Below are 23,003 nucleotides of genomic sequence, written 5' to 3'. Positions count from 1 at the left end.
GGTCCCCGTACCGATCACCGACGTACCGGAGGCCCGCCATGACCCGCCGTACCGACGCCCACCCCGACCCGACCCGCCCCGGGATCGGGGCGCCCTTCTTCAGCACGTGGCGGGTGGGCACCCCCGAGCGCCAGGCGGAGACCGTCGAGGCCATCGCCCGCACCTGGGACGGCCGCCCCTGGGGCAGCGACCGGCTCCTCGGCTACCACATCTACGCGGGCCACGACGGCACCACCCTGCTGCACTACTCGCAGTGGCGCGACGAACAGGGCTACGAGGCCTACGTCAAGACCCTCCGCCAGGAACGCAACGACGAGATCGACACCGCCGTGCCCGGCATCGAGCGGGTGCGCCTGGACCGCTACCGCCTCTACCGCAGCCACGCCCGCGCCGCCGGGGACACCCGGGTGCCGGGGCTGATCGTGACGGTCCGCGTCGACTTCGAGCCGGACGCGGAAGGCAAGCGGGCCGACTGGGTGGACCTGGTCCTGTCCGCGCTCGCCGGACCGGACGCCGACCGCGGTCTGATCTCCGCGCACTTCCACCTCAGCACCGACGGCACCCATGTCCTCAACTACGCCGAGTGGGAGAGCGACGCGGCCTACGACGAGGCCGTCGCGGGGCCCGGCTCGCCCCAGTGGGAGCGGGTGCGGACGTACCCGGGCATGCGGGGGTCCACCGGCAGCCGGTACCGGCACGCCCTCGGACTTGTGCCCTGAGCCGCCCTCCTGCCTGGCGGGGCCGGCTGAACAAGGTGTCCAGCCGGCCCTGAGCCGGCGGGAGTTACGGCTTGAAGCGCAGGACCTGCGGGTCGTGGTCGCTGATCTGGTCGTGGAACTCCGCGTTGATGTGCACGCTGTCGTACTCGACGTCACAGCCGCGCCGGATCGACGGGCTGACCAGGATCTGGTCCAGGACCTGGCTGTTGCCCTGGTAGACGTACGAGTAACGCTCGCTCCGCGGCAGCGACTTGACCGCCGACCACAGGGCGCCGTCGCTCTCCAGGATCTTGGTGGTCTCGGAGAACTCGAAGTCGTTGATGTCGCCGAGCGTGACGACGTCCGCGTTCTTCTGGGTGGCGAGGATGTCCTTGACGAAGGAGTTCACCAGGGTCGCCTGCTGGTGCCGCTGCGTCTCCGAGCTGCGCCGGACCGGCTGGTACTGCGAGGTCAGACCGTGGTCGCCGCCCTTGGAGTTGAAGTGGTTGGCGATCACGAAGACCGTACGGCCCCGGAAGGCGAACTCGCCGACCAGCGGCTTGCGGCTGGAGTCCCAGGCCGCGTTCGCCGGGTCGATACGGCCCGGGGAGACCGTCAGCGCGGCCTTGCCCCGCTCCTCGGTGACCCCGGCGGCCGTCGTGGCGTCGCCGCCCGCGCGGTCCGTGAACGAGACCCGCTCCGGGTTGAACAGGAACGCCTGACGGATGTTGCCGCCCGGCTGGCCGCCGTCGGTGTTGTTCACCGGGTCGATGGAGCGCCAGTCGTAGCGCGGGCCGCCGGCGGCGACGATCGCGTCGATCAGCTTCTGCATCGTCTGGTCGGCGGCGACCGTACCGTCGTTCTTCGCGCCCGTGTTGTCCTGGATCTCCTCCAGGGACACGATGTCGGGCGACTGGAGGTGATGCACGATCGCGGAGGCGTGCTCCTCGAAGGTGGCGTCGGACGGGTCGAGGTTCTCGACGTTGTACGTCGCGACCGCCAGCTCGCCGTTCTTCTGCTTCTCGGTGGTCTCCCGCTCCAGGCCGCCGCTCTCGAGGGTGCCGAGCCGGTTCGCGATCAGCGTGTAGCCGCCGAACTGGTTGTAGTCCAGCGGGCCCGCCGTGGTACCGGTGAGGGTGTCGCCGACGTTCGCCTTCGGGAAGTCGGCGACCGCGCCGAGCGACTGGATCTGGATGCGGCCGGTGTTCTGCGACGCGTAGGAGCCGTACACCGTGCCGCCGCGGCGGTTGCGGTTCTCCCACGGCTTCACCGTGACCCACAGCTCGGTGTACGGGTCGGTGGCGCCGACCACCCGGGTGTCGGAGACCTGGACGTTCATGCCCTCCAGCGACTCGTACAGGTCCAGGGCGTACGCCGACGGCTTCAGCGGCAGGCCGTTGACCGAGTCGCCGGCGGCGCTGTCGCCCGCCGGGACATAGGCGTTCGGCACCGAGTCCGCGTCGATGACCGTGGCCGCCGGGACGGCGTTGCCGCTGGAGACCACGGTGGTGGTCGGGCGGGTGATCTCGGTCAGCGCCTGGTTGCCGGAGGAGGTGCCGCCGGGCACGTACTCCGTGACCGTGCCGGAGACCTTCACCAGGTCGCCGACGGCCACGCCCCTGGGCGTGGAGCTGGTGAAGACGAAGACGCCCTCACTGGTGGCCGGATCGGCGTCCGCGTCCGGGTCCTGGATCCAGAAGCCGCGGGACGAGCCGTAGGTGCGCACCCCGGTGACGATGCCGGTCACGTCCGTGACCTGCTGTCCGGCGTACGGGGATATGCGGGTGTTGCCCTGGATGTCATGGATGCGCACCGAGTCGGCGTGCGCGGGCGAGGTGAGGACGACGGTGGACGCCGCGGAACAGGCAGCGGCGACGGTGAGCGCGGCGAGGCGCGCGGACGACTTGCTCGGCAACGGGATCCCTCCGGGGACGTGCGTGGGCGCCGGGACGAGGGTGGAGCGGGGACGGCGGGAGCCGCGACCGGCGAGGCCGGTGCGACGCGCGTAGAGACTCGGTGAACACGTGTCCTTTGAATGTCTACGCGCGTAATCTCCTGCGTGGTCAGGCCACTTGTCAAGGTTTCGGCCATGTACACGGGCCAACGGGCAGATGAACCGGGCGGCATGGGGCCAAATCCGTCTAGGCTGAGCGGCTGAGTAGTACGACGCGTCCTAGGAGAATCAGCCGATGTCAGACAGCTCCCCCCTGCCGCCGGTGCGGCTGCATCCCGAAACGGAGCTGGCGCGGGACGCGCTGTCCACGCCCCTGCTCTCCCGGGCCGCCCGGCTCGCCCGCTGGGCCGGCCCCGACACCCGCGTCGACGCCGGCGGCGGGCTCGCCGAGGAACAGCTCCCCGCCGCCGCCGAGGTCCTCGGCCTCACCGGGGACGACGCCGCCGCCTACGCCAGTGAGGCCTGGCGCGTCGCCGTCGACACCGGGCTCGTCGAGATCGCCGACGAGCAGGAGGGCACCGTCACGGCGGGCGAGGACCTGGCGCTGCTCACCGGCGGCTCCCCGCGCGATGTGCTCGCGGTGTGGCAGGCGGCGCTGGAGACGGTGCTCGCGGACGCCGGGGTGCCGGACCTCGACGACCTGGTCGACGCCATGGGCGAGGGCGGCGAGCTGGACCTCTCCCAGCTGGACTGGGACCCCGACGCCGAGGCGGAGTTCCTCGACGGGGTGCTCGGGAACCTCTACCTGCTGACGGCCAGCGAGGACGGGCCCGGCGACTCCCCGGTGCCGCTGCCGGCCCTCGCCGCGTCGATGATCGTGCCCAACGACATGGGGGAGCCGACCAACGACGTCCTGGAACAGGTCTCCGACGCGATGATGCGCCTCGACGACCAGTTCCGGCTGCTGGAGCCGGTCGGGCTCGTGGAGTACCAGCCGGTCGACGAGGCGCTGATGGCCGACGCCGACGAGGAGCCGTCCGCGCCCGTCGACGAGACGGACGTCTCGCGCTACGGCCTGGTGCGGCTGACCCCGCTCGGACTGTACGGCCTGCGCGCCCGGCTGCTGGAGGCCGGCTTCACGGCGCCGGCCGTCGGCGACCTGGTGGACAAGGGGGCCGATGCGCTGCTCGACGGCACGGCCGACTTCCCGCCGGGTGCCGCGCAGGCGGAGACCGAGCAGTGGCTGAGCCGACGTCAGGCGCTGCCCGCCGCACGGGAGTTGCTGGCGGCGGCCCGTGGGTCGGACTCCGGGGCGCCGCTGCGCCGGCTGCGGTGTCAGCAGGCGCTGTCGCTGGTGGGCGCCGAGGCGGAGCCCGCCTTGCGGGAGGTCCTGGACGACCCCGAACTGGGCGGCCTCGCCCGGGTCTGGCTGACCGAGCGGGGCGCCCCGGACGTGCCGGCGCCCTCCGAGGCGATGGTGTTCTGGCTGACCATCGACACCGTCGCCGCGCAGCTCGCGGCCGAGGGGAACTCCGAGGAGCTACGGGCCCTGGTGTCCGGGCTCGCCGAGCAGCACAGTGGGTTCTTCACGGCGGTGTGGCGGGTGGACCATCCCGCTACCGCGGAGGTGCTGGAGGCGATGGGGCGGCTGCATCCGGACAAGCGGATCGCCAAGGAAGCGCGCAAGGCCGCGTTCAAGGCCCGGTCACAGGGCTGACAAGGGGGCGGGGTGTGGGGCGCGCCGGCGGCCGGTCGCGCCCCCGCGGCAGCGCCGCGCATCGCCACCGCCCCGCGAACCTGGGGGAGTTGGTGTGCCCGAACAGTGGCGCCCCGGAAGTTTCCTCGGCGGGCTGAGCGGCGCCGCTCGCCTCGCCCTCTCCGCCCGGGCGGAACCCGTCTCCTTCGGGCGCGGCGCCCTCCTGATGGCCGAAGGTGAGATCGGCTCCGACGTCTTCGTGCTGCTCTCCTCCTACGTCAAGGTCACCGCCTCCCTCGCCGACGGCGGGTGGACCCTCGTCGCCGTGCGGATGGGCGGGGACCTGGTCGGGGAGCTCGCCGGGATGAGCGGGGCTCCGCGCAGCGCTTCGGTGCGGGCCTGCGGGAGCGAGCCCGTCACCGCGCTCCGGCTGGGGTGGCAGGAGTTCGAGCGGGTCAAGTCCGAGCACCCGGAGGTGCTGCTGCGGTTGCAGGAGTCCGTCAGCCGGAAGCTGGCGGCCGCCACCCGACGGCGCGTCGACTTCCACCGGCGCAGCCCCACTGTCCGGCTTGCCCGTGTTCTGGTGGAGATGGCCGATGACTTCGGGCAGTCGGTGCGCGGTCGCGAGGTAATCCTTCCGATGGACCTCAAGCACATGGAGTGGGGCGAGCTGATCGGGGTCTCGGAGAGCACCGCGTACCGCGCGCTGCGGGACCTGCGTGATCTCGTGGACGCCCATCACCGGCGCCTCATCGTCACGGATCCGGCGGGGCTTCGGACGGTGGCCGAACAGGAGCGAGCGCCGGGGCGGGCGGCGGGCGCCGGGACAGGTGGCGACCCTTCGTTCGGGTGTGATATTCACCTGCTGTCACCACGTCAGGGACTTCGTCCTCCTCGGGAGAGGTCGCACGCATTTGCACGGCTACGACTCCGAGTCCGCTGACGGACCGGGATCAGATCCAGTCGAGGATCTCTTCGAAGCGGTTTTTGTCCGAGCCGATCTGGGCGACTACAGCAGCTTTCTCGGCCCCGAGATGGTCGAGGCGCAGGCGGCGCTGTACGGGGCGTACCAGGAGGCGCTCGGACAGATGCCCGAGGCGTTGCGCGGGGAGTGGCGGGGCTTCCAGAAGGACGGCGACGGATTCCTGGTCCTGTGGCCCAGCAAGCGGATGAGCCTGGTCGTCGCCAGATTCGTCACGGCCTTCCAGGACACCCTCGCCAAGAAGAACATCGGCCGGGAGCCCGCCAAGCTGCTGCGGGTGCGCCTCTCGGTCGTCACCGGCCTCGCCGCGGACAGCGCGCTCGGCACCGCGGGCGAGGGGGCCGTCGAGGCCAAGCGGCTGGTCGACTGCCGGCAGGCCAAGTGGCTCCAGCGGGAGTTCGCCGACCAGCAGCTCGTGGTGATCGTCAGCCAGTACGTGTACGAGCAGACCGTGCGCGGGGGCTGGGCCGCAGGCGTCGCCCCGGAGAGCTTCCAGCCGGTCCAGGTGCTCGACAAGCACAAGAAGCGCCGCGGCGCCTATCTCAGCGCCCCCGGCCGCACCGCGGAAGAGGTGCGCAGGACGGTCCACCCCTCGGTGTTCGCCTGGCTCCGGCGGCGTTTCGGCAGCACCGTCGCACCCCGGGTCCGCCGGATCTCCCGGGCCGTCAACCGGACGCCACGGCTGGTCCTGGTCTCCCTGGCGGCATCGGCCGTGGCCGTCCTGACGGCGGCGCTCCTCGGCACGCCGCGGTTCGGCTGGCCCTCCGGCGGGGCCTCGACCGTGGACGCCTCGGTGTGGACGGCGGAGACGGCCTACCCCTGGCCGGACGAGCGGCCGGGACCCTCGACCTCGCGTTCGGAGGCCGGGCGGCCCTCCCTGTCCGTCCCCTCGGCGACCACCGGGGACGAGCGCGGCACCGTCGGCAACGTCGGCGACGGCGGGTTCCTCGCCGCCGGCCCGGAGGGCGTCCGGGTCCTGGCCGGCCCGGACGGCGCCGGGCGGACCTGGCGGTGGAGTCCGGCGGGCGGCGGACGGCTGCGGCTGACGACCGGCCAGGACCGGGTGCTGACCGTCGCCCCGGGCAGCGGCGAGGTCTTCCTCGCCGGCCACGCCGGCACCCCCGCCCAGGAGTGGTGGGCCGTGCCCGTGCCCGGCGGCAAGGGCTCCTTCCGGCTCCACAACGCGGCCCGCCCGGACGACTGCCTCACCGCCGGCGGCGAGGGCGGCGCTCCCACGATGCGGACCTGCCGGCCGGGGGACCGCAGACAGGAGTGGACGGCCGGCTGACACCCGCCCCCGCACGCGCGCCCGGATGACCCCCCGCGCCCCGGCGCCACCCCGTCACCTGACGGGCGATGCCCGGCGCGGCGGCCGGTCCCGGCACCCTGGTGGGACGGGAGCCGGGGCAGGGGGCGTCGATGTCGGAGTACGGGGGCGGCCGGGCGATGGAGATCGCCGTGGCCGCGGGGCTCGGGGCGCTGTCGGCCTTCCAGGGATACGTCCAGGAAGCCGACGCGAAGATCAACAGCATGCTGGTGGTGCACACCGGGGCCGTCGTCGCCGTGGTGACCACGCTCGGCAACGGCGGCCGGGAGCGGCACGGAACCGTCACCGACGTCGCCCTCGCCCTGTTCGCCGTCACCTTCCTGGTCTCCGGCTACCACCTGGCCCGGGCCATCCGGCCCCGGCTGCGGGTGCCGCTGCCGCTCAGCCCGTTCGGCTTCATGGGACTCGACATCGCGCCGGCCGCCGAGCCGGGCGAACTGTGCGCCCAGCTATGGGACATGGCCCGCCTGCTGGGCGTCATCGCGCACGCCAAGAACCGCCATCTGCTGCGGGCCATGCCGTGGACCGGCCTGATGCTGTGCTGCGGAGTGGCGGTGGCGGTGTCGAGCGGGTAAGTACTGGGCCCGCGGCCGCCCGGAGTTCAACCGCCGTTCAGCCGCGGGCGGGACGGTGGCGCCGAACCGCGGTCCGCCACCCTCCACGGCACCCACCGGCACAGGAGACAGCATGTCGCTCACCCGCAGGGACTTCGCCAGAACATCCGCGATCACCGGCGCCGGGGTGGCGCTGGCGGGCAGCGTCGGCGCCCTCGCCACCGCGCCCCACGCCCTCGCCTCCACCGAGGCCGTGACCGACGGGGCGGACCTGGCGCGCGCGCCCATCGGCATCGGATACGGGCCGCTGCTCCCCGACCCCGACGGCATCCTCGCGCTGCCCGCCGGGTTCACCTACCGCGTCCTCACCCACACCGGCAGGACGACACTGGAGTCGGGCGAGTCCACCCCGTCCAACCACGACGGCACCGCCGCCTTCGACGGCCCGCGCGGCACCACCCTGCTGGTCAACAACCACGAGATCGGCGGCCCCTACGCCGCCGCCGACCACCCCGTACCGCTCGCCGAGGGCCTCGTCTACGACCCGGCCGCGGCCGGTGGCTGCACGGTCGTCGAGGTCCGCCCGGGCGGCCGGGTCGCCGAGTGGGTCGGCATCGCCGGTACCTCCACCAACTGCGCGGGCGGCACCACCCCCTGGGACACCTGGCTCACCTGCGAGGAGACCGAGGACAAGGCCGGCACCCGGGGCATGACCAAGGACCACGGCTACGTCTTCGAGGTCGACCCCGTCGACCGGCGCGCCAACCAGGATCCCAGGCCCATCAAGGCGCTCGGCCGCTACGCCCACGAGGCCGTCGTCATCGACCCTAAGCGCGGCCACGCCTATCTCACCGAGGACGCCTCCAACCCCAACGGCCTGCTGTACCGCTGGACCCCGCCCGAGGGCTACCGCCACGGCCGCGGCAGGTTCCGCACCCTCGCCGACGACGCGGGCAGGCTCCAGGCCTTCAAGTCCTTCGACTCCGGCGGCCAGTTCGTCGACGACCTCTCCCGCGCCACCAGGATCGGCACGGTGTACGGCGTGGACTGGATCGACGTCCCCGACCGGGACGCGCGGACCACGTCGGTGCGCAAGCAGTTCGGCACCGGCCGGATCACCCGGTGCCGCAAGCTGGAGGGCATGTGGTGGGGTGACGGCGGCGCGTACATCGTCTCCTCCTACGCCCGCGCCGAGAGCCCCGGCCGGCCGCACGACGGCCAGGTCTGGTTCTACGACCCCAAGCGCCGCACCCTGACCCTCAAGGTCCTGCTCGGGGTGAACACCGACCCTTCCGAGGACGGCGCCTTCGACGGCCCGGACAACATCACCGTCTCTCCCTACGGCGGCATCATCCTCGCCGAGGACGGCGAAGGCGTCTCGCATCTGTTCGGCGCCACGGACCGCGGCCGCACCTATCCCATCGCCCGCAACGACCTGAACATCGGCACCGAGGCGGAGCCGGAGTACAGCGAGTTCGCCGGCGTCACCTTCTCCCCCGACGGCCGCACCCTGTACGCCAACATCCAGGACCCGGGCATCCTGCTCGCCATCACCGGGCCCTGGAAGCGCCAGGGCCGCTGACCCTCCGCGTCCATGGCCGGGCCCGGGTCCCCGGCACCGGGCGCCCCCTGAGCGGGGGCGCCCCGGAGCTTGTGCCTACAGTGCCTGGGCCGCGGGCTTGACCATGCCGCGGACCGTGCGGGACTTCACGAAGTCGCCCAGGGCCGTCATCTCCCACTCGCCGGAGAACTGGCGGATGAGCTTGGCCATCATCACGCCGGTCTGCGGCTCGGCGGAGGTCAGGTCGAAGCGGACGAGCTCCTCGCCGGTGGTGCCGTCGAGGAGCCGGCAGTAGGCCTTGGCGACCTCGGTGAACTTCTGGCCGGAGAAGGAGTTCACGGTGAAGACCAGACCGGTGACGTCCTGGGGGAGCCGGCCGAGGTCGACGCTGATGACCTCGTCGTCGCCCCCGCCCTCGCCGGTGAGGTTGTCGCCGGAGTGGCGGATCGCGCCGCCCACGATCTGCAGCTTGCCGAAGTAGCAGCTGTCGACGTGGTTGCGCTGCGGGCCGTAGGCGATGACCGAGGCGTCCAGGTCGATGTCCTTGCCGCGGTACGCGGGCTCCCAGCCGAGGCCCATCTTGACCTGCGAGAGCAGCGGGCGGCCGCCCTTGACCAGGGAGACGGTCTGGTTCTTCTGGAGGCTGACGCGGCCCTTGTCGAGGTTGATCTTCCCGGCGCCGGGGGCGGGGGGCGCGGGCGGGGCGGGGGGTGCCGCCTGGGGCGGGGCCGGGGGCGTCGCCATCGGTGCCGCGGGCGGGGCGGCCGGGGGCTGCACGGCCGGCTGGGGCGGGGCCACGGCGGTCGGCGCCGGTGCCGGTTCCTCGACGGTGACGCCGAAGTCGGTGGCGATGCCGGCGAGGCCGTTGGAGTAGCCCTGGCCGACCGCTCGGGCCTTCCAGGCGCCGTTGCGGAGGTAGATCTCCACGATGACCAGCGCGGTCTCGTTGCCGAGCTGCGGGGGAGTGAAGGAGGCCAGGACGCTGTTGTCGTCGGCGTTGCGGATCGTCGCCGTCGGTTCGACGCCCTGGAAGGTCTGGCCGGCGGCGTCCGGGCTGGCGGTGACGACGATCTTCTCGATCCCCGGGGGGACGGCGGAGGTGTCGACCGTGATCGCGTCGGGGGCCGTGCCGCCGCCCGAGCGGTAGGTCACGCCCGGGCCGGCGGGCTGGTTGTAGAAGATGAAGTCGTCGTCGGAGCGCACCTTGCCGTCGGCGGTGAGCAGCAGGCCCGATACGTCGAGCCGCACCGGAGCGGCGACGTCCACCGTCACACGCGCGACGGGGAGTGGGATGTTCGAGCCGGGGGTCATAGCTGTCATGCCCGGTGAACGAGCGAGGTCTCTTTGCCGTTCCCTTACCGGGGGACCGTTCGGGTCACGGGCGGTTGCGGGGGTGGCCGCGGGCGGTTCGCCCCCGCCGCGTTCCGCTAGGGGACCACCACGATCTTGCGGCCCACCCCCGCCGCGAACTGGTCCAGTGCCTGCGGGTACCGGGCCAGGGGGATGCGGTCGCTGATGAAGACGTCGGGGTCCAGGACGCCGCCCGCGAAGAGCTCCGCCGCTCGTTCGAAGCTGTGCAGGACGGCCATGGAGCCGGTGATGGTGATCTCCTGGTTGTAGATGCGGTACGGGTCGATCGACACGCGCGTGGCGTAGTCCGCCACGCCGAACTGCAGGAACGTGCCGGCCTTCGCCACCCTCTCCAGACCGTCCTGGATCGCCGCCGCGTTGCCCGTGGCGTCGACCACCAGGTCCCAGCCCTGCGGCCGGTCCAGCTCGTCCGCGCTCCCCGCCGACGCCGACACCCCGAGCCGCCGGGCCGTCTCCAGGCGTGCCGGGTTCACGTCCACCACGTCGACGCTCGCCGCCCCCGTCCGCTTCGCCAGTTCCAGCATCATCAGGCCCATGGTTCCCGAGCCGTAGATCAGGACGTGCGCCCCGAGGCGGGACTGCAGGACGTCGTAGCCGCGGACGGCGCACGACAGCGGCTCCACCAGCGCCGCGTCCTGGGTGCGGACGTGGTCGGGCAGCCGTACGCAGTTCGCGACCGGGGCCACCGCGTACTGCGCGGCGCCTCCCGGCGTCGTGACGCCGATCGCGGCCCAGCGTGCGCAGAGGTTGTTGTGGCCGGTACGGCAGTAGCGGCACTCGTGGCAGTACAGGGACGGGTCCACCGCCACCCGGTCGCCCTCCGACAGTTCGGTGACCTGGGTGCCCACCCCGACCACCGTGCCCGCGAACTCGTGCCCGGGCACGATCGGCAGTTCCGGCGCGAACTCGCCCTGGAGGATGTGCAGGTCCGTTCCGCACAGGCCGCACGCGGCGACCTCCACGACGACGTCGCGCGGGCCCGGCGTCGGATCCGGGACCTCGGCGACCACGGCCCGGCCCCTGGACTCGATGACGGCGGCCTTCATTTCACGGCTCCCAACGACAGGCCCTGGACCAGTTTGTCCTGGGCGGCGAACCCCGCGGCGAGCACCGGCAGGGAGATGACGAGCGACGCGGCGCACACCTTCGCCAGGAACAGGCCCTGGCTGGTGATGAAGCCGGTCAGGAAGACGGGGGCGGTCTCGGCCACCACGCCGGTCAGCACCCGGGCGAAGAGCAGTTCGTTCCAGCTGAAGATGAAGCAGATCAGGGCGGTCGCGGCGATGCCTGGGAGGGCGATCGGGGCGACCACGCGGGCCAGGATCGTGGGCAGCTTCGCGCCGTCCACCCGGGCCGCCTCGATGATCGCCACCGGTACCTCGGACAGGAACGACTGCATCATCCACACCGCGATCGGCAGGTTCATCGAGGTGTAGAGGATGACCAGCAGCCAGATGTTGTCGAGCAGGCCGGTGTTCTTCGCGAACAGGTAGATGGGCAGCAGGCCCGCCACCACCGGCAGCATCTTCGTGGACAGGAAGAAGAACAGGACGTCCGTCCACTTCCTCACCGGGCGGATGGACAGGGCGTAGGCCGCCGGGAGCGCCAGCAGCAGCACCAGCAGCGTCGAACCCACCGAGGCCACGGTCGAGTTGATCAGCGATGGCCACGGGCTCGCCCCGCCGTCCGTGCCGAAGAACTCCCGGTAGCCGTCCAGGGTGAGCGCCGCCCCGAACGACGGCGGGTTCGTCGCCGCGTCCTCCTCCGAGTGGAAGGACGTCAGGGCCATCCAGGCGATGGGCAGGAAGAACAGGATGCCGAGGAACCAGGCCAGCAGGCCGAGGCCGTTGCGGCGTACGGCGGTCATGCGCGGGACACCTCCTCGCGGAACAGGGACGAGACGACCCGCAGCGCGAAGGTCGCGATGATGATCGAGCCGATGACGACCAGGACGCCGGCCGCCGAGGCGAGGCCGTTCTCATGGGCCTGGTAGAAGCTCTGGTAGACGGTGTAGGGGAGGTTCGCCGTGCCCAGGCCGCCCGAGGTGAGCGTGAACACCGCGTCGAAGTTCTGGACGATGTAGATCGAGCCCAGGAGGGCCCCGAGTTCGAGGTAGCGGCGCAGGTGCGGGAGCGTGAGATGGCGGAAGATCTGCCAGTCGCTCGCGCCGTCCACCCGGGCCGCCTCGATCTGCTGCTGGTCCCGGCTCTGCAGCCCCGCCAGCAGGATCAGCATCATGAACGGCGTCCACTGCCAGACCAGGGCGGCTTCCACGGCGAGCAGCGGGGTGTTGGAGATCCAGTCCGGCTGCGGCCCGCCCACGTAGTGCAACAGGCCGTTGAACAGGCCGTATTCGGGGTTGTAGAGGACGTGCTTCCACAGCAGTGCCGCTGCCACGGGGACCACCAGGAACGGGGCGATCAGCAGGGTGCGGACCACGGCCCGGCCCTTGAACTTCCGGTCCAGCAGCAGGGCGAGGGCCAGGCCCAGGACCAGGCTCGCCAGCACCACCGCCACCGTGAGCAGGATCGTCGTCCACACCGAGCGGCGCAGGTCGGCGTCGGTGAGGACGTCCGAGTAGTTCGCGAGGCCGGTGAAGCTGCGGGCGTCGGGGTACAGCGAGTTCCAGTCGAAGAACGAGATCACCAGCGTGGCCACGAACGGCAGCTGGGTCACCGCGATCAAGAAGATCAGGGCGGGCAGGAGCGGGGCACGGGTCGCCCACGCGCGCAGCCGGTCCGAGGGGGGTTTCCCGGTGCGGACGGCGGGTGTCGCTGTCGGGGCTGTGGTGGTGGCGGTCATCGTCCCTCGTACTCCTCGGAGATCTTCTCGGCGAGGTCCTGTGCCTTCTTCAGGGCCGACTCGACGGACTGGCGTCCGGCGATGGCCGCGCTGATCTCCTGGGAGACCCTGGTGCCGAGATCGGTGAACTCGGGGATGCCGACGAACTGGATGCCGGGCGCCGGGCGCGGCTGCACCCCCGGGTCGTCCGGGCGGGCGCCCTCGATGGCCTCCTTCGTCATCTCCTGGAAGGCGGCGGCCTCTTCGCGGTACGCCGGGTTCTCGTACGTGGAGGCGCGCTTGCCCGCCGGGACGCTGGACCAGCCGATCTCGTCGCCGACCAGTTGCTCGTACTCCTTGCTCGACGCCCAGGAGACGAATTGCCAGGCCTTGTCGGGGTTGCGGGAGGCGTCCTGGATGCCCCAGGCCCAGGTGTAGAGCCAGCCGGAGGAGCCGGTCCGCTCGACCGGCGCGGGCGCGTAGCCGACCTTGCCCTTGACCGGGGAGTCGGCGGACTCCAGCGAACCGGCCGCGGAGGTGGCGTCGTACCACATGGCGACCTTGCCCTGGGTCATGTTGTTCAGGCACTCGGCGAAGCCGGACTGGGCGGCGCCGGACTGGCCGTGCTCCCGGACGAGGCCGACATAGAACTTCGTCGCCTTCGCCCACTCCGGGGAGTCGAGCCGGGCGTTCCAGTCCTGGTCGAACCAGGTGCCGCCGAAGGTGTTCACGACCGTGGTGAGGGGTGCCATGACCTCGCCCCAGCCGGGCAGACCGCGCAGGCAGATGCCCTTCATGCCCGGCTCGGCGCCGTCCAGCCGGGCGGCGAGGTCGGCCACCTGCCGCCAGGTGGGGCGGGCGGGCATCGTCAGGCCCTCCTTCTCGAAGACGTCCTTGCGGTACATCAGGAAGGACGACTCGCCGTAGAAGGGCTGGCCGTAGAGCTTGCCGTCGTCGCCGGTCAGCGACTGGCGCATCGGCTTGAGGATGTCCTGCTCGTCGTAGTCCGGGTCGTCGGCGACGTAGGAGTCCATCTCCTTCAGCCAGTCGTTGCGGGCGTAGATCGGTATCTCGTAGTTGGAGAGGGTGGCGACGTCGTACTGGCCGGCCTGGTTGGCGAAGTCCTGGCTGATCTTGTCGCGGACGTCGTTCTCGGGCAGCACGGTGAAGTTGACCTTGATGCCGGTCTCTTCGGTGAAGTGGGGGGCGAGTTTCTGCAGCTCCACCATCTGCGGGTTGTTGACCATGAGGACGTTGATCGAGTCGCCGCCCGATCCGGCCCCGCCCGCTCCGACCCAGCAGCCGGAGAGCAGCGGGGCGAGCAGCGTCCCTACGGCGGCCGTGGCGAGCGCGGCTCGCGGCCTCCGTCGGCTCTGGGTTCGCATGGATCGCTCCTGGACCTTGAAAAATGACATAGGGGGACGTAAGGGGTGCCGGTGTGCCGGTGGGGGCAACGGCCCCTCTGAGGGCGTCAGTTCGAAAATCAGACCCGGATGACCTGCGGGCCCAGCAGGGAGTAGCGGTGCGCCTCCGCCGAGGGCAGCAGGGTGCTCGTCACGATCGCCTCCAAGGTGCCGACCTCGGCGAACCGGCAGAAGCTGACCGCGCCGAACTTGGTGTGCACACCGGCGAACACGGTCCGCCGGGAGGCCCGTACGGCCTGGGCCTTGACCTCGCTGACCGCCGGGTCGGGGGTGGTCAGACCGTGCTCCCGGGAGATGCCGTTGGCGCCGATGAACGCCAGGTCGATGACGAAGCCGGCCAGCATCTTCGTCGTCCAGTGGTCCACGGTGGCCAGCGTGCCGGCCCGGACCCGGCCGCCGAGCAGCAGCACCGAGACGTTCTCGGCCTCCGCGAGCGCGCCCGCGACCGGCAGGGACGCGGTGACCACGGTCAGCGGCCGGTCCCGGGGGAGTGCCTTCGCGATGAGCTGGGGGGTGAAGCCCTCGTCGACGAAGACGGTCTCGGCGTCCCCGAGCAGCTCCGCCGCGGCGGTCGCGATCCGGCGCTTCTCGGGTACGTGGCTGGTGGCGCGGAAGGCGAGCGTCGTCTCGAAGCCGGCGCTCTCCACGGGGTAGGCGCCGCCGTGGGTGCGGCGGACCAGGCCGTGGTCCTCCAGGGCGCGGAGGTCTCGGCGTACGGTCTCCTTGGCCACGCCCAGGTCGGCGGCGAGGGCGTTGACGTCGACGGAGCCGTTGGCGCGGGCGGCGCGGATGATCTCGCGCTGGCGTTCTTCCGCGGTTCTGGTCATCTTCGTCGCCCGCCTTCTCGCATGTGCTGCCCGTTCGGGCTCATGGGGAGAGTTCTACAGGGGGTGCGGGGCGGTGACCAGGTTTGTTATGGGGGTGATGCTGACCGTTGTCTGCCCGTTCGGTCGTGTGGGGGTGAGGGGTGGGCGCACGGGGCGGGGGTGTCGGTCGTATGGCGGCCGCGGGTGGGTCGTGGCTGGTCGCGCGGTTCCCCGCGCCCCTCAGCCTGCGCTCTCGGCCCGTCTCCGTGGAGGCCCGGGAGGCCGTCCGGCCGTGCCCGAATACGCGGCGGACGGGCCCGTTCTCCGCCCGTCCGCCTGGAGTCACGATGGTTCTCGGTCAGTACGGCCAGATCGGCGGGTCGTTCACGAAGTGGCCGCCCAGGCGGGCGTGGGCCTCGTTGGCGGGGTCCAGGTCGCCCTGTTCCGCGATCAGCTTCTCGGCGTAGGGCTCGGAGTCGTCCTCGGGGGTGTAGCCGAGGGAGCGGGCCGTGGTGAGGTCCCACCACAGGCGGGTGTTGGCGGAGGAGCCGTAGACGACCGTGTGGCCGACCTCCTCGGCGGTCAGGGCCGCGTGGAAGAGGCGGGCGCCGTCGGCGGGGCTCATCCAGACCGACAGCATGCGGACGCTGGTGGGCTCGGGGAAGCAGGAGCCGATGCGCACCGAGACGGTCTCCAGGCCGTACTTGTCCCAGTAGAACTGGGCGAGGTCCTCGCCGAAGGACTTGGACAGGCCGTAGAAGGTGTCCGGGCGGCGCGGGGTGTCGATCGGGATCAGCGGGTCGTCGCCCTGGGGGCGGGGGGTGAAGCCGACCGCGTGGTTGGAGGAGGCGAAGACGATGCGCCCGACGCCCTCCTCGCGCGCGGCCTCGTAGAGGTGGTAAGTGCCCTCGATGTTCGCCCGGAGGATCTTCTCGAAGGGGGCTTCCAGGGAGATGCCCGCCAGGTGGATGATCGCGTCGACGCCCCGGACGGCCTCGCGCAGCGCCTCCCGGTCGGCGAGGTCCGCGACGACGGCGTCCGGCTCGCCCTCGATCGGGCGCAGGTCGAGCAGGCGCAGCTCATAGCCGTACTCGGGCAGCAGGTCCCGCATCAGGGTGCCGAGGCCGCCGGCGGCGCCGGTGAGCAGAACGGTGCGGGGCGCGGGCATCCTCGGTCTCCTTGAGTGGGCAGCCGGAGCGGAACGGCCGCATGAGTGCACGGTATTCACATTCGTGGACAAGCTATGGATCATCACCCCGCTTCGTCAAGAGTGGCGGAGCAGGTGTTCATAAACATAAACTCCGATCAGAAACCTGCACATCGTCGTGACCGACCCGTTCTAGGGAGAGCCTGTGACGCCAGCCGACCTCGCCGCTCGACTCGGCCTCCCCAGCGGGCCGCTGTTCTTCCCCGTCACCGCCTACGGCCCCGAGGGCGCCGTCGATCCCGACGTCTACCGCGAGCATGTGCGCCGGGGCGTGGAGGCCGGGGCCGCCGCCGTCTTCGCCTGCTGCGGGACCGGGGAGTTCCACGCGCTGACGCCCGAGGAGTACCAGGAATGCGTACGGGCGGCCGTGGAGGTGACGGCGGGGCGGGTTCCGGTCGTCGCGGGCACCGGATACGGCACCGCGCTCGCTGTGCGGTACGCGCGGCTCGCCGAGGCGGCCGGCGCCGACGGGCTGCTCGCCATGCCGCCGTATCTCGTGCTCGCCGCGCAGGAGGGGCTGCTGCGGCACTACCGGGAGGTCGCCGCGGCCACCGCGCTGCCCGTGATCGTCTACCAGCGCGACAACGCCGTGTTCACCCCGCGGACGGTCGTCGAACTCGCCCGCACGGACGGGATCATCGGGTTCAAGGACGGTCTCGGCGACCTGGACCTCATGCAGCGGACCGTCAGTGCCCTGCGCACCGACGTCCCCGGCGACTTCCTCTGCTTCAACGGACTGCCCACCGCCGAGCTGACCCAGCTCGCGTACCGCTCCCTCGGCGTCACGCTCTACTCGTCGGCCGTGTTCTGCTTCGCCCCCGAGATCGCCCTCACCTTCCACCAGGCGCTGCACCACGGCGACGAGGCCACCGCCCGCCGCCTCCTGGACGGCTTCTACCGGCCGTTCGTCGAACTGCGCGCCCAGGGCCGCGGGTACGCCGTCGCGCTGGTCAAGGCGGGGGTCCGGCTGCGCGGCCTCGACGTGGGGGAGGTCCGGCCGCCGCTGCACGAGCCGGGCGAGGATCATGTCAAGCAGCTCGCGCTGCTGATCGAACGCGGGTACGCGCTGCTCGACGACGAGGAGGACGGCAAGTGAAGGCGTCGGCGTTCGTCTACCCCTGGGACGTCAACGGGGACCCGGAGGCGGCCGGGCGGATCGCCGCCCTCGGCGTCGGGCAGGTGACGCTGGCCGCCGCCTACCACTCCACGCGCGCGCTCACCCCCCGTCACCCGCGCCACCGCATCGTCACGGCCGAACACGCCGCCGTGCTCTACCCGGCGGACGCGCGCTGGGACGGCCGGGAACTGCGCCCCTACGCGGCCGGGGACTGGGCGCCCGGGGACGCCTACGGCGAGGCGGCGGCCGCGCTCGCGGACACCGGCCTCGAGGTGCACACCTGGGTCGTGCTCGCGCACAACTCCCGGCTCGGCGCCGAGCATCCGCACACCTCCGTGGTCAACGCCTACGGTGACCGCTACCCGTGGGCCCCGTGCATCGCGCAGCCCGCCACGCGCGCGTACCTGACCGACCTGGCCGCCGAGGCGGCGGTACGGCCCGGCGCGCGCGGCACCGAACTGGAGTCCCTCGGCTGGTACGGCCTCGCCCATCTGCACGCCCACGACAAGACCGGCGGCGTCGGCCTGGGGGAGGCCGGGCAGTACCTGATGTCCCTCTGCTTCTGCCCGGCCTGCCGGCAGGGCTACGGCGACCGGGGCCTGGACGCCGACGAGCTGGCGGCGGCCGTCCGGGCCGCGCTGGAGCCGCTGTGGCGGGGCGTGGCCGCCGACGAGGGGTGGGCGGGCGTCGAGAAGCTGCTCGGGGAGGGTCAGGCGGCCGCCACGCGCGCGTGGCGCGACGAGACGGCCCGCACGCTCCAGGAGGCGGCCGTCGCCGCGGTCCGTGCCGCGGCGCCGGCCGGGTTCCAGGTGCTGCTGCACGCCGACCCCGTGTCCTACCACTGCGGGGCGAACGCCGGTGTGGATCCCGCGCACATCCTGTCCGTCGCCGACGGTGTGGTCGTGCCCTGTACCGGCGGCCCCGATTCGCTGACGCCGTTCGCCGAGCAGAGGCACGGGGTGCTGGCCGCCAACTTCACCGTGGTCTCCGGAATGGGCGGCAGCCCGCGCACCCTCGCCGCGGACGCGGCACGCGCGCGTGCGCTCGGGGCGACGGAACTGCGGCTGTACCACGCGGGTCTGGCGTCAGACGGGGACCTGGAACTGGTGCGGTCGGCTCTCGCCGAGGTCTGACGGGCGGCTGGTCGGCGCCCGCCGAGGGTTGAATGGCGTCCGGGCGGCGCTCGCCGAGGTCTGACGGGCGTCTGGACGGCGCCCGCCTAGGGCTGACGGGCGTCCGGGTGGCGGTGATCCCGGCGAGGGAGCGTCCGGGGCGGCGGGGGTGTCCGGTGGCGGCGGTCCGTGGCGGGGTGGGGCGTCCGGGTGGCGCCGCTCGCCGTTCTCGCCCGAGGCGCCGATCACGGGCGGTCCGCGGCAGGGTGGGGCGTCCGGGCGGCGGCGGTCCGTGGCGGGGTGGGGTGTCCGGGTGGCGGCGGTCCCGGGGGGTGGGGGCTCGTGGGCGCCGTCGTCCCGCGGGAGTTGTTTCCTCGGGTACGGGCGATGAGTTTCCGGGGTCAGGGTGGTCCACCCTTCAGGACCGCCGCGCAGACCCCGAGGAGCAGCCCCATGACGGACTCGATCATCGACCTGGGACCCCAGACCCAGATCCTCGCCCGCCTCGCCGAGGGCGTGACCGACGAGCAGCTGACGGACCCGACACCGTGCCCGGACCTGAGGGTCCGCAACCTGCTGGGCCATCTGCTGGGCCTGAGCATCGCCTTCCGCGACGCCGGCCGCAAGACCCTCGGCGCCACGACCGACACCCCGCCCACCGCCTCCCTCCCCGACATCGGCCCCGGCTGGCGCGAGGAGCTCCCGAAGGTCCTGGACGAACTCGCCGGCGCCTGGCGCGACCCGGCCGCGTGGACCGGGATGACCCGGGCGGGCGGCGTCGACCTGCCCGGCGCCGTCGCCGGTGCCGTGGCCATCGACGAACTGGTCGTCCACGGCTGGGACCTGGCCCGGGCCACGGGGCAGCCGTACACCCCCGACCCGGCCGCCCTGGAGGCCGCCCACGACTTCCTCCTCGCCTCGAAGGACGACCCCGGTCGCGGCGAGATCTTCGGCCCGATCGTGCCGGTACCGCAGGACGCCCCGCTGCTCGACCGGGCGATGGGCCTGAGCGGGCGGGATCCGCACTGGACACGGCCGTAAGCGGAGAGGGGTGAGCGGGGCGGCGATCCAGCCGCCCCGTTTTTCTTTGTCAGAAGCATTGACGAAACACAGGGGCGCTCCTACCTTCAACGCGTCGTACTTCGTACGTCATATATGAGACGCGATATGTGAGATCCGAGAGGCGCGCATGACCTCTGTGCCCACGCCGATCCCCTCCCGCACGCAGTACGTGCTGGAGGAGATCAAACGCCGTATCCTCACCGGCCAGTTGACCCCCGGCCAGGCCCTGGTGGAGACCGAGCTGGCCGCGCAGTTCGGGGTGTCCAAGACCCCGGTGCGCGAAGCGCTCAAGACGCTCGCCGGGACCGGGCTCGTCGTGATGAACCAGTACAAGGGCGTCACGGTGCGCATGGTGGACGCGGACATGGCGCGCGAGGTCTACGACGTGCGGCTGCTCCTGGAGCCCGAGGCGCTGAAGCGGGCCGTCCGCCGGGGCGCCTCCCTCGATGCCGCCCGCGACGCCCTGACCCGGGCGGACCAGGCCACCGACACCGCCGAACGCTCCCTGGCCAACCGGGAGTTCCACCGCGCCCTGTACCTGCCCTGCGGCAACCCGCTGCTCGGCCGGATGCTCGACGAGGTCCGGGACCAGGCCGCCCTCGTCTCCGCCGTCGCCTGGGCCGCCTCGCCCTCCTGGGAGCGGGAGGCCGGTGAGCACGAGGAGATCCTGCGGCTCGCCCTCGGCGGCGACGCGGACGGCGCGGCGCGCGCCCTGCACGCCCACATCGCGTCCTTCGTCGAGCGGGCGTTCCCCGGCGCCGCCAACCAGGAAGGTCAGGAATGAGCAGCGAGACGTTCGAGACCCAGCGGGCGGCCCTGGCCGACGTGGTGTCGATCCCGGTGACCCCGTTCGCCGAGGACGGCAGCATCGACCAGGACGTCCACCGGGCCCTGCTGCGTCGGCTGCTCGACGGGGGGATCCGGACCCTGACCCCCAACGGCAACACCGGTGAGTTCTACGCCCTCAGCCCCCAGGAGCGCCGGCTCGTCACCGAGCTCACCGTCGACGAGGCCGGCGACCGCGCCGTGATCCTCGTCGGCGTCGGCCACGACGTGCCCACCGCGATCACCTCCGCCCGGCACGCCCGGGAACTGGGCGCCGCCATGGTGATGGTCCACCAGCCCGTCCACCCGTACGTCTCGCAGGACGGCTGGGTCGACTACCACCGGGCCATCGCCGAGGCCGTGCCCGAGCTGGGCGTGGTCCCGTACATCCGCAACGCCCAGCTCACCGGCGCCCGGCTCGCCGAACTCGCCGACTCCTGCCCGAACGTCATCGGCGTCAAGTACGCCGTCCCGGACGCCGCCAGGTTCGCGGCGTTCGCCCGGGACGCGGGACTCGACCGGTTCGTCTGGGTCGCCGGGCTCGCCGAGCCGTACGCCCCCTCCTACTTCTCCGCGGGCGCCACCGGCTTCACCTCCGGGCTGGTGAACGTCGCCCCGGCCGTGTCGCTGAACATGATCGAGGCGCTGCGGTCCGGTGACTACCCGGCCGCCATGAAGGTCTGGGAGCAGATCCGCCGCTTCGAGGAACTGCGGGCCGCCAGCGGCTCCGCCAACAACGTCACCGTGGTGAAGGAGGCCCTCGCCTCCCTCGGCCTGTGCCGCCGGGACGTCCGCCCGCCGAGCAGGCAGCTGCCCGAGAGCGAGCGCGCCGAGGTCGCCGCCATCGCCGCCGGATGGTCCATATGAAGGCGCCGGAGGAGCTCAGAAGCCACCAGTGGTACGGCACCGAGGGCCAGTTGCGGACCTGGTCGCACAACGCCCGGATGCGCCAGCTGGGGTACGAGGCGGAGGAGTACCGGGGCCGCCCGGTGATCGCCGTGCTCAATACCTGGTCCGACATCAACCCCTGCCACGTCCATCTGCGCGAGCGCGCCGAGGCGGTCAAGCGGGGCGTGTGGCAGGCCGGGGGCTTCCCGCTCGAGTTCCCGGTCGCCACGCTCTCGGAGACCTACCAGAAGCCCACCCCGATGCTCTACCGCAACCTCCTCGCCATGGAGACGGAAGAGCTGCTGCGGTCGTATCCGATCGACGCGGCGGTGCTGCTCGGCGGCTGCGACAAGTCGACGCCGGCGCTGCTCATGGGCGCGGCCTCGGCCGACGTCCCCTCGCTCTTCGTGCCCGCGGGGCCGATGCTGCCGGGGCACTGGCGGGGGGAGACCCTCGGCTCCGGCACCGACATGTGGAAGTACTGGGACGAGCACCGCGCCGGCAATCTGACCGACTGCGAACTGCGCGAGCTGCAGGGCGGGCTGGCCCGCTCCCCGGGTCACTGCATGACCATGGGGACCGCGTCCACGATGACCGCGGCGGCGGAAGCCCTCGGCATGACGCTGCCGGGCGCCTCCTCGATCCCGGCGGTCGACTCCGGGCACGAGCGGATGGCCGCCGCCTCCGGGCGCCGCGCCGTGCACCTCGCCTGGAACGGGCTGCTTCCGTCGGCGATCCTGACCCGCGCGGCCTTCGAGGACGCCGTCACCACGGTGCTCGGCCTGGGCGGCTCCACCAACGCGGTCATCCATCTGATCGCGATGGCCGGCCGCTGCCAGGTCCCGCTCACCCTGGACGACTTCGACCGCATCGCGCGTACCGTGCCGGTGCTCGCCAACGTCCGTCCCGGCGGCCGGACGTACCTCATGGAGGACTTCTACTTCGCCGGCGGCCTGCCCGGGTTCCTGTCGCGGATCACCGATCTGCTGCACCTGGACCGGCCGACCGTCAACGGCACCCTCCGGGAGCAGATCGCGGGCGCCGTCGTCCACGACGACGACGTCATCCGCACCCGCGACAACCCGGTCGCCGGCGAGGGCGGGGTCGCTGTGCTGCGCGGCAACCTCTGCCCCGACGGCGCCGTCATCAAGCACATCACCGCCGAGCCGCACCTGCTCAAGCACACCGGCCCCGCCGTCGTCTTCGACGACTACCGGACCATGCAGCGGACCATCAACGACCCGTCGCTGGACATCACCGCCGACAGCGTGCTGGTGCTGCGCAACGCCGGGCCCAAGGGCGGCCCCGGCATGCCCGAGTACGGCATGCTGCCCATCCCCGACCACCTGCTCAAGCAGGGCGTCCGGGACATGGTGCGGATCTCCGACGCCCGGATGAGCGGCACCAGTTACGGCGCCTGCGTCCTGCACGTGGCGCCCGAGTCGTACGTCGGCGGACCGCTGGCCCTGGTGCGCACCGGGGACTCCATCACCCTGGACGTCGAGGCGCGCACCCTGCAACTCCACGTGGACGACGAGGAGCTGGCCCGCCGCCGGGAGCGGTGGACAGCGCCGCCCGCGCGCTACGAGCGCGGCTACGGCGCGCTCTACAACGAACAGATCACCCAGGCAGACACCGGCTGCGACTTCGAGTTCCTGGCCCGTCCGGGCACGGTGCGCGACCCCTACGCCGGCTGAA

Annotated in this window: 20 protein-coding genes; 12 read left to right on the top strand and 8 right to left on the bottom strand. The window is 72.2% G+C overall.

Annotated features, from left to right (window positions below; genetic code table 11):
• The first annotated feature begins 38 nt into the window (after nucleotides 1-38).
• Nucleotides 39-719 carry an antibiotic biosynthesis monooxygenase gene (locus ACWD1Z_RS28675; RefSeq protein WP_451122479.1) on the top strand — a complete coding sequence of 227 codons (681 nt, stop codon included), beginning with the start codon at nucleotides 39-41 and terminating at the stop codon, nucleotides 717-719.
• Between the two features lie 64 nt (nucleotides 720-783).
• Here the strand turns inward: ACWD1Z_RS28675 and ACWD1Z_RS28670 are convergent, their stop codons facing one another.
• A complete protein-coding gene (locus ACWD1Z_RS28670) occupies nucleotides 784-2,613 on the bottom strand; it encodes an endonuclease/exonuclease/phosphatase family protein (RefSeq protein WP_451122478.1) in 1,830 nt (609 codons plus the stop codon).
• 274 nt (nucleotides 2,614-2,887) lie between these two features.
• Between ACWD1Z_RS28670 and ACWD1Z_RS28665 the strand changes: the two genes are divergently transcribed.
• The 5 genes from ACWD1Z_RS28665 (at nucleotide 2,888) to ACWD1Z_RS28645 (ending at nucleotide 8,733) form a co-directional block, all read left to right on the top strand.
• Nucleotides 2,888-4,309, top strand: coding sequence for a hypothetical protein (locus tag ACWD1Z_RS28665; RefSeq protein WP_451122477.1), 1,422 nt, complete (start codon nucleotides 2,888-2,890; stop codon nucleotides 4,307-4,309).
• A 94-nt stretch (nucleotides 4,310-4,403) separates the two neighbouring features.
• Nucleotides 4,404-5,231: a Crp/Fnr family transcriptional regulator gene (locus ACWD1Z_RS28660; RefSeq protein WP_451122476.1), complete on the top strand. Its 828-nt coding sequence runs from the start codon at nucleotides 4,404-4,406 to the stop codon at nucleotides 5,229-5,231.
• A 91-nt stretch (nucleotides 5,232-5,322) separates the two neighbouring features.
• Nucleotides 5,323-6,558, top strand: a complete 1,236-nt coding sequence (locus tag ACWD1Z_RS28655) for a hypothetical protein (protein ID WP_451122475.1) — start codon at nucleotides 5,323-5,325, stop codon at nucleotides 6,556-6,558.
• Between the two features lie 131 nt (nucleotides 6,559-6,689).
• Complete coding sequence (locus ACWD1Z_RS28650) at nucleotides 6,690-7,172, top strand: hypothetical protein (RefSeq protein WP_451122474.1); 483 nt, start codon at nucleotides 6,690-6,692, stop codon at nucleotides 7,170-7,172.
• A 112-nt stretch (nucleotides 7,173-7,284) separates the two neighbouring features.
• The gene (locus tag ACWD1Z_RS28645; protein ID WP_451122473.1) at nucleotides 7,285-8,733 is read left to right on the top strand and encodes an alkaline phosphatase PhoX; all 1,449 of its coding nucleotides are present in this window, start codon (nucleotides 7,285-7,287) and stop codon (nucleotides 8,731-8,733) included.
• 75 nt (nucleotides 8,734-8,808) lie between these two features.
• Here ACWD1Z_RS28645 and ACWD1Z_RS28640 read toward each other — a convergent pair whose 3' ends face one another.
• From ACWD1Z_RS28640 to ACWD1Z_RS28610, 7 genes are all read right to left on the bottom strand, one after another.
• Nucleotides 8,809-10,023: a TerD family protein gene (locus ACWD1Z_RS28640; protein ID WP_451122498.1), complete on the bottom strand. Its 1,215-nt coding sequence runs from the start codon at nucleotides 10,021-10,023 to the stop codon at nucleotides 8,809-8,811.
• Between the two features lie 116 nt (nucleotides 10,024-10,139).
• The gene (locus tag ACWD1Z_RS28635; RefSeq protein ID WP_451122472.1) at nucleotides 10,140-11,129 is read right to left on the bottom strand and encodes a zinc-dependent alcohol dehydrogenase family protein; all 990 of its coding nucleotides are present in this window, start codon (nucleotides 11,127-11,129) and stop codon (nucleotides 10,140-10,142) included.
• Nucleotides 11,126-11,950 carry a carbohydrate ABC transporter permease gene (locus tag ACWD1Z_RS28630; RefSeq protein ID WP_451122471.1) on the bottom strand — a complete coding sequence of 275 codons (825 nt, stop codon included), beginning with the start codon at nucleotides 11,948-11,950 and terminating at the stop codon, nucleotides 11,126-11,128. Before ACWD1Z_RS28630 ends, ACWD1Z_RS28635 begins: the two co-directional genes overlap by 4 nt.
• The gene (locus tag ACWD1Z_RS28625; RefSeq protein WP_451122470.1) at nucleotides 11,947-12,885 is read right to left on the bottom strand and encodes a carbohydrate ABC transporter permease; all 939 of its coding nucleotides are present in this window, start codon (nucleotides 12,883-12,885) and stop codon (nucleotides 11,947-11,949) included. The genes ACWD1Z_RS28630 and ACWD1Z_RS28625 overlap by 4 nt, the downstream gene beginning before the upstream one ends.
• Nucleotides 12,882-14,249: an ABC transporter substrate-binding protein gene (locus ACWD1Z_RS28620; RefSeq protein WP_451122469.1), complete on the bottom strand. Its 1,368-nt coding sequence runs from the start codon at nucleotides 14,247-14,249 to the stop codon at nucleotides 12,882-12,884. The genes ACWD1Z_RS28625 and ACWD1Z_RS28620 overlap by 4 nt, the downstream gene beginning before the upstream one ends.
• Nucleotides 14,250-14,347: 98 nt before the next feature.
• The gene (locus ACWD1Z_RS28615) at nucleotides 14,348-15,115 is read right to left on the bottom strand and encodes a DeoR/GlpR family DNA-binding transcription regulator (RefSeq protein WP_451122468.1); all 768 of its coding nucleotides are present in this window, start codon (nucleotides 15,113-15,115) and stop codon (nucleotides 14,348-14,350) included.
• 337 nt (nucleotides 15,116-15,452) lie between these two features.
• A complete protein-coding gene (locus ACWD1Z_RS28610; RefSeq protein ID WP_451122467.1) occupies nucleotides 15,453-16,262 on the bottom strand; it encodes an NAD-dependent epimerase/dehydratase family protein in 810 nt (269 codons plus the stop codon).
• 184 nt (nucleotides 16,263-16,446) lie between these two features.
• Here ACWD1Z_RS28610 and ACWD1Z_RS28605 point away from each other — a divergent pair, with 184 nt between their 5' ends.
• The 6 genes from ACWD1Z_RS28605 to araD all read left to right on the top strand — a co-directional run bounded on the left by ACWD1Z_RS28605 (nucleotide 16,447) and on the right by araD (nucleotide 23,002).
• The gene (locus ACWD1Z_RS28605; protein WP_451122466.1) at nucleotides 16,447-17,397 is read left to right on the top strand and encodes a 5-dehydro-4-deoxyglucarate dehydratase; all 951 of its coding nucleotides are present in this window, start codon (nucleotides 16,447-16,449) and stop codon (nucleotides 17,395-17,397) included.
• Nucleotides 17,394-18,551 carry a hypothetical protein gene (locus ACWD1Z_RS28600; protein ID WP_451122465.1) on the top strand — a complete coding sequence of 386 codons (1,158 nt, stop codon included), beginning with the start codon at nucleotides 17,394-17,396 and terminating at the stop codon, nucleotides 18,549-18,551. The genes ACWD1Z_RS28605 and ACWD1Z_RS28600 overlap by 4 nt, the downstream gene beginning before the upstream one ends.
• Nucleotides 18,552-18,983: 432 nt before the next feature.
• Nucleotides 18,984-19,571, top strand: a complete 588-nt coding sequence (locus ACWD1Z_RS28595) for a TIGR03086 family metal-binding protein (RefSeq protein ID WP_451122464.1) — start codon at nucleotides 18,984-18,986, stop codon at nucleotides 19,569-19,571.
• Nucleotides 19,572-19,719: 148 nt separating this feature from the next.
• Nucleotides 19,720-20,376 carry a GntR family transcriptional regulator gene (locus ACWD1Z_RS28590; RefSeq protein ID WP_389418753.1) on the top strand — a complete coding sequence of 219 codons (657 nt, stop codon included), beginning with the start codon at nucleotides 19,720-19,722 and terminating at the stop codon, nucleotides 20,374-20,376.
• Nucleotides 20,373-21,284, top strand: a complete 912-nt coding sequence (locus tag ACWD1Z_RS28585) for a dihydrodipicolinate synthase family protein (RefSeq protein WP_451122463.1) — start codon at nucleotides 20,373-20,375, stop codon at nucleotides 21,282-21,284. Before ACWD1Z_RS28590 ends, ACWD1Z_RS28585 begins: the two co-directional genes overlap by 4 nt.
• Complete coding sequence (araD, locus tag ACWD1Z_RS28580; protein WP_451122497.1) at nucleotides 21,281-23,002, top strand: L-arabinonate dehydratase; 1,722 nt, start codon at nucleotides 21,281-21,283, stop codon at nucleotides 23,000-23,002. Before ACWD1Z_RS28585 ends, araD begins: the two co-directional genes overlap by 4 nt.
• Nucleotide 23,003 lies beyond the last annotated feature (1 nt).

Source organism: Streptomyces sp. NPDC002784, from assembly GCF_053592135.1.
Note: the sequence above shows the minus strand (reverse complement) of the source record. Positions and strands in the feature narration are given on the sequence as shown.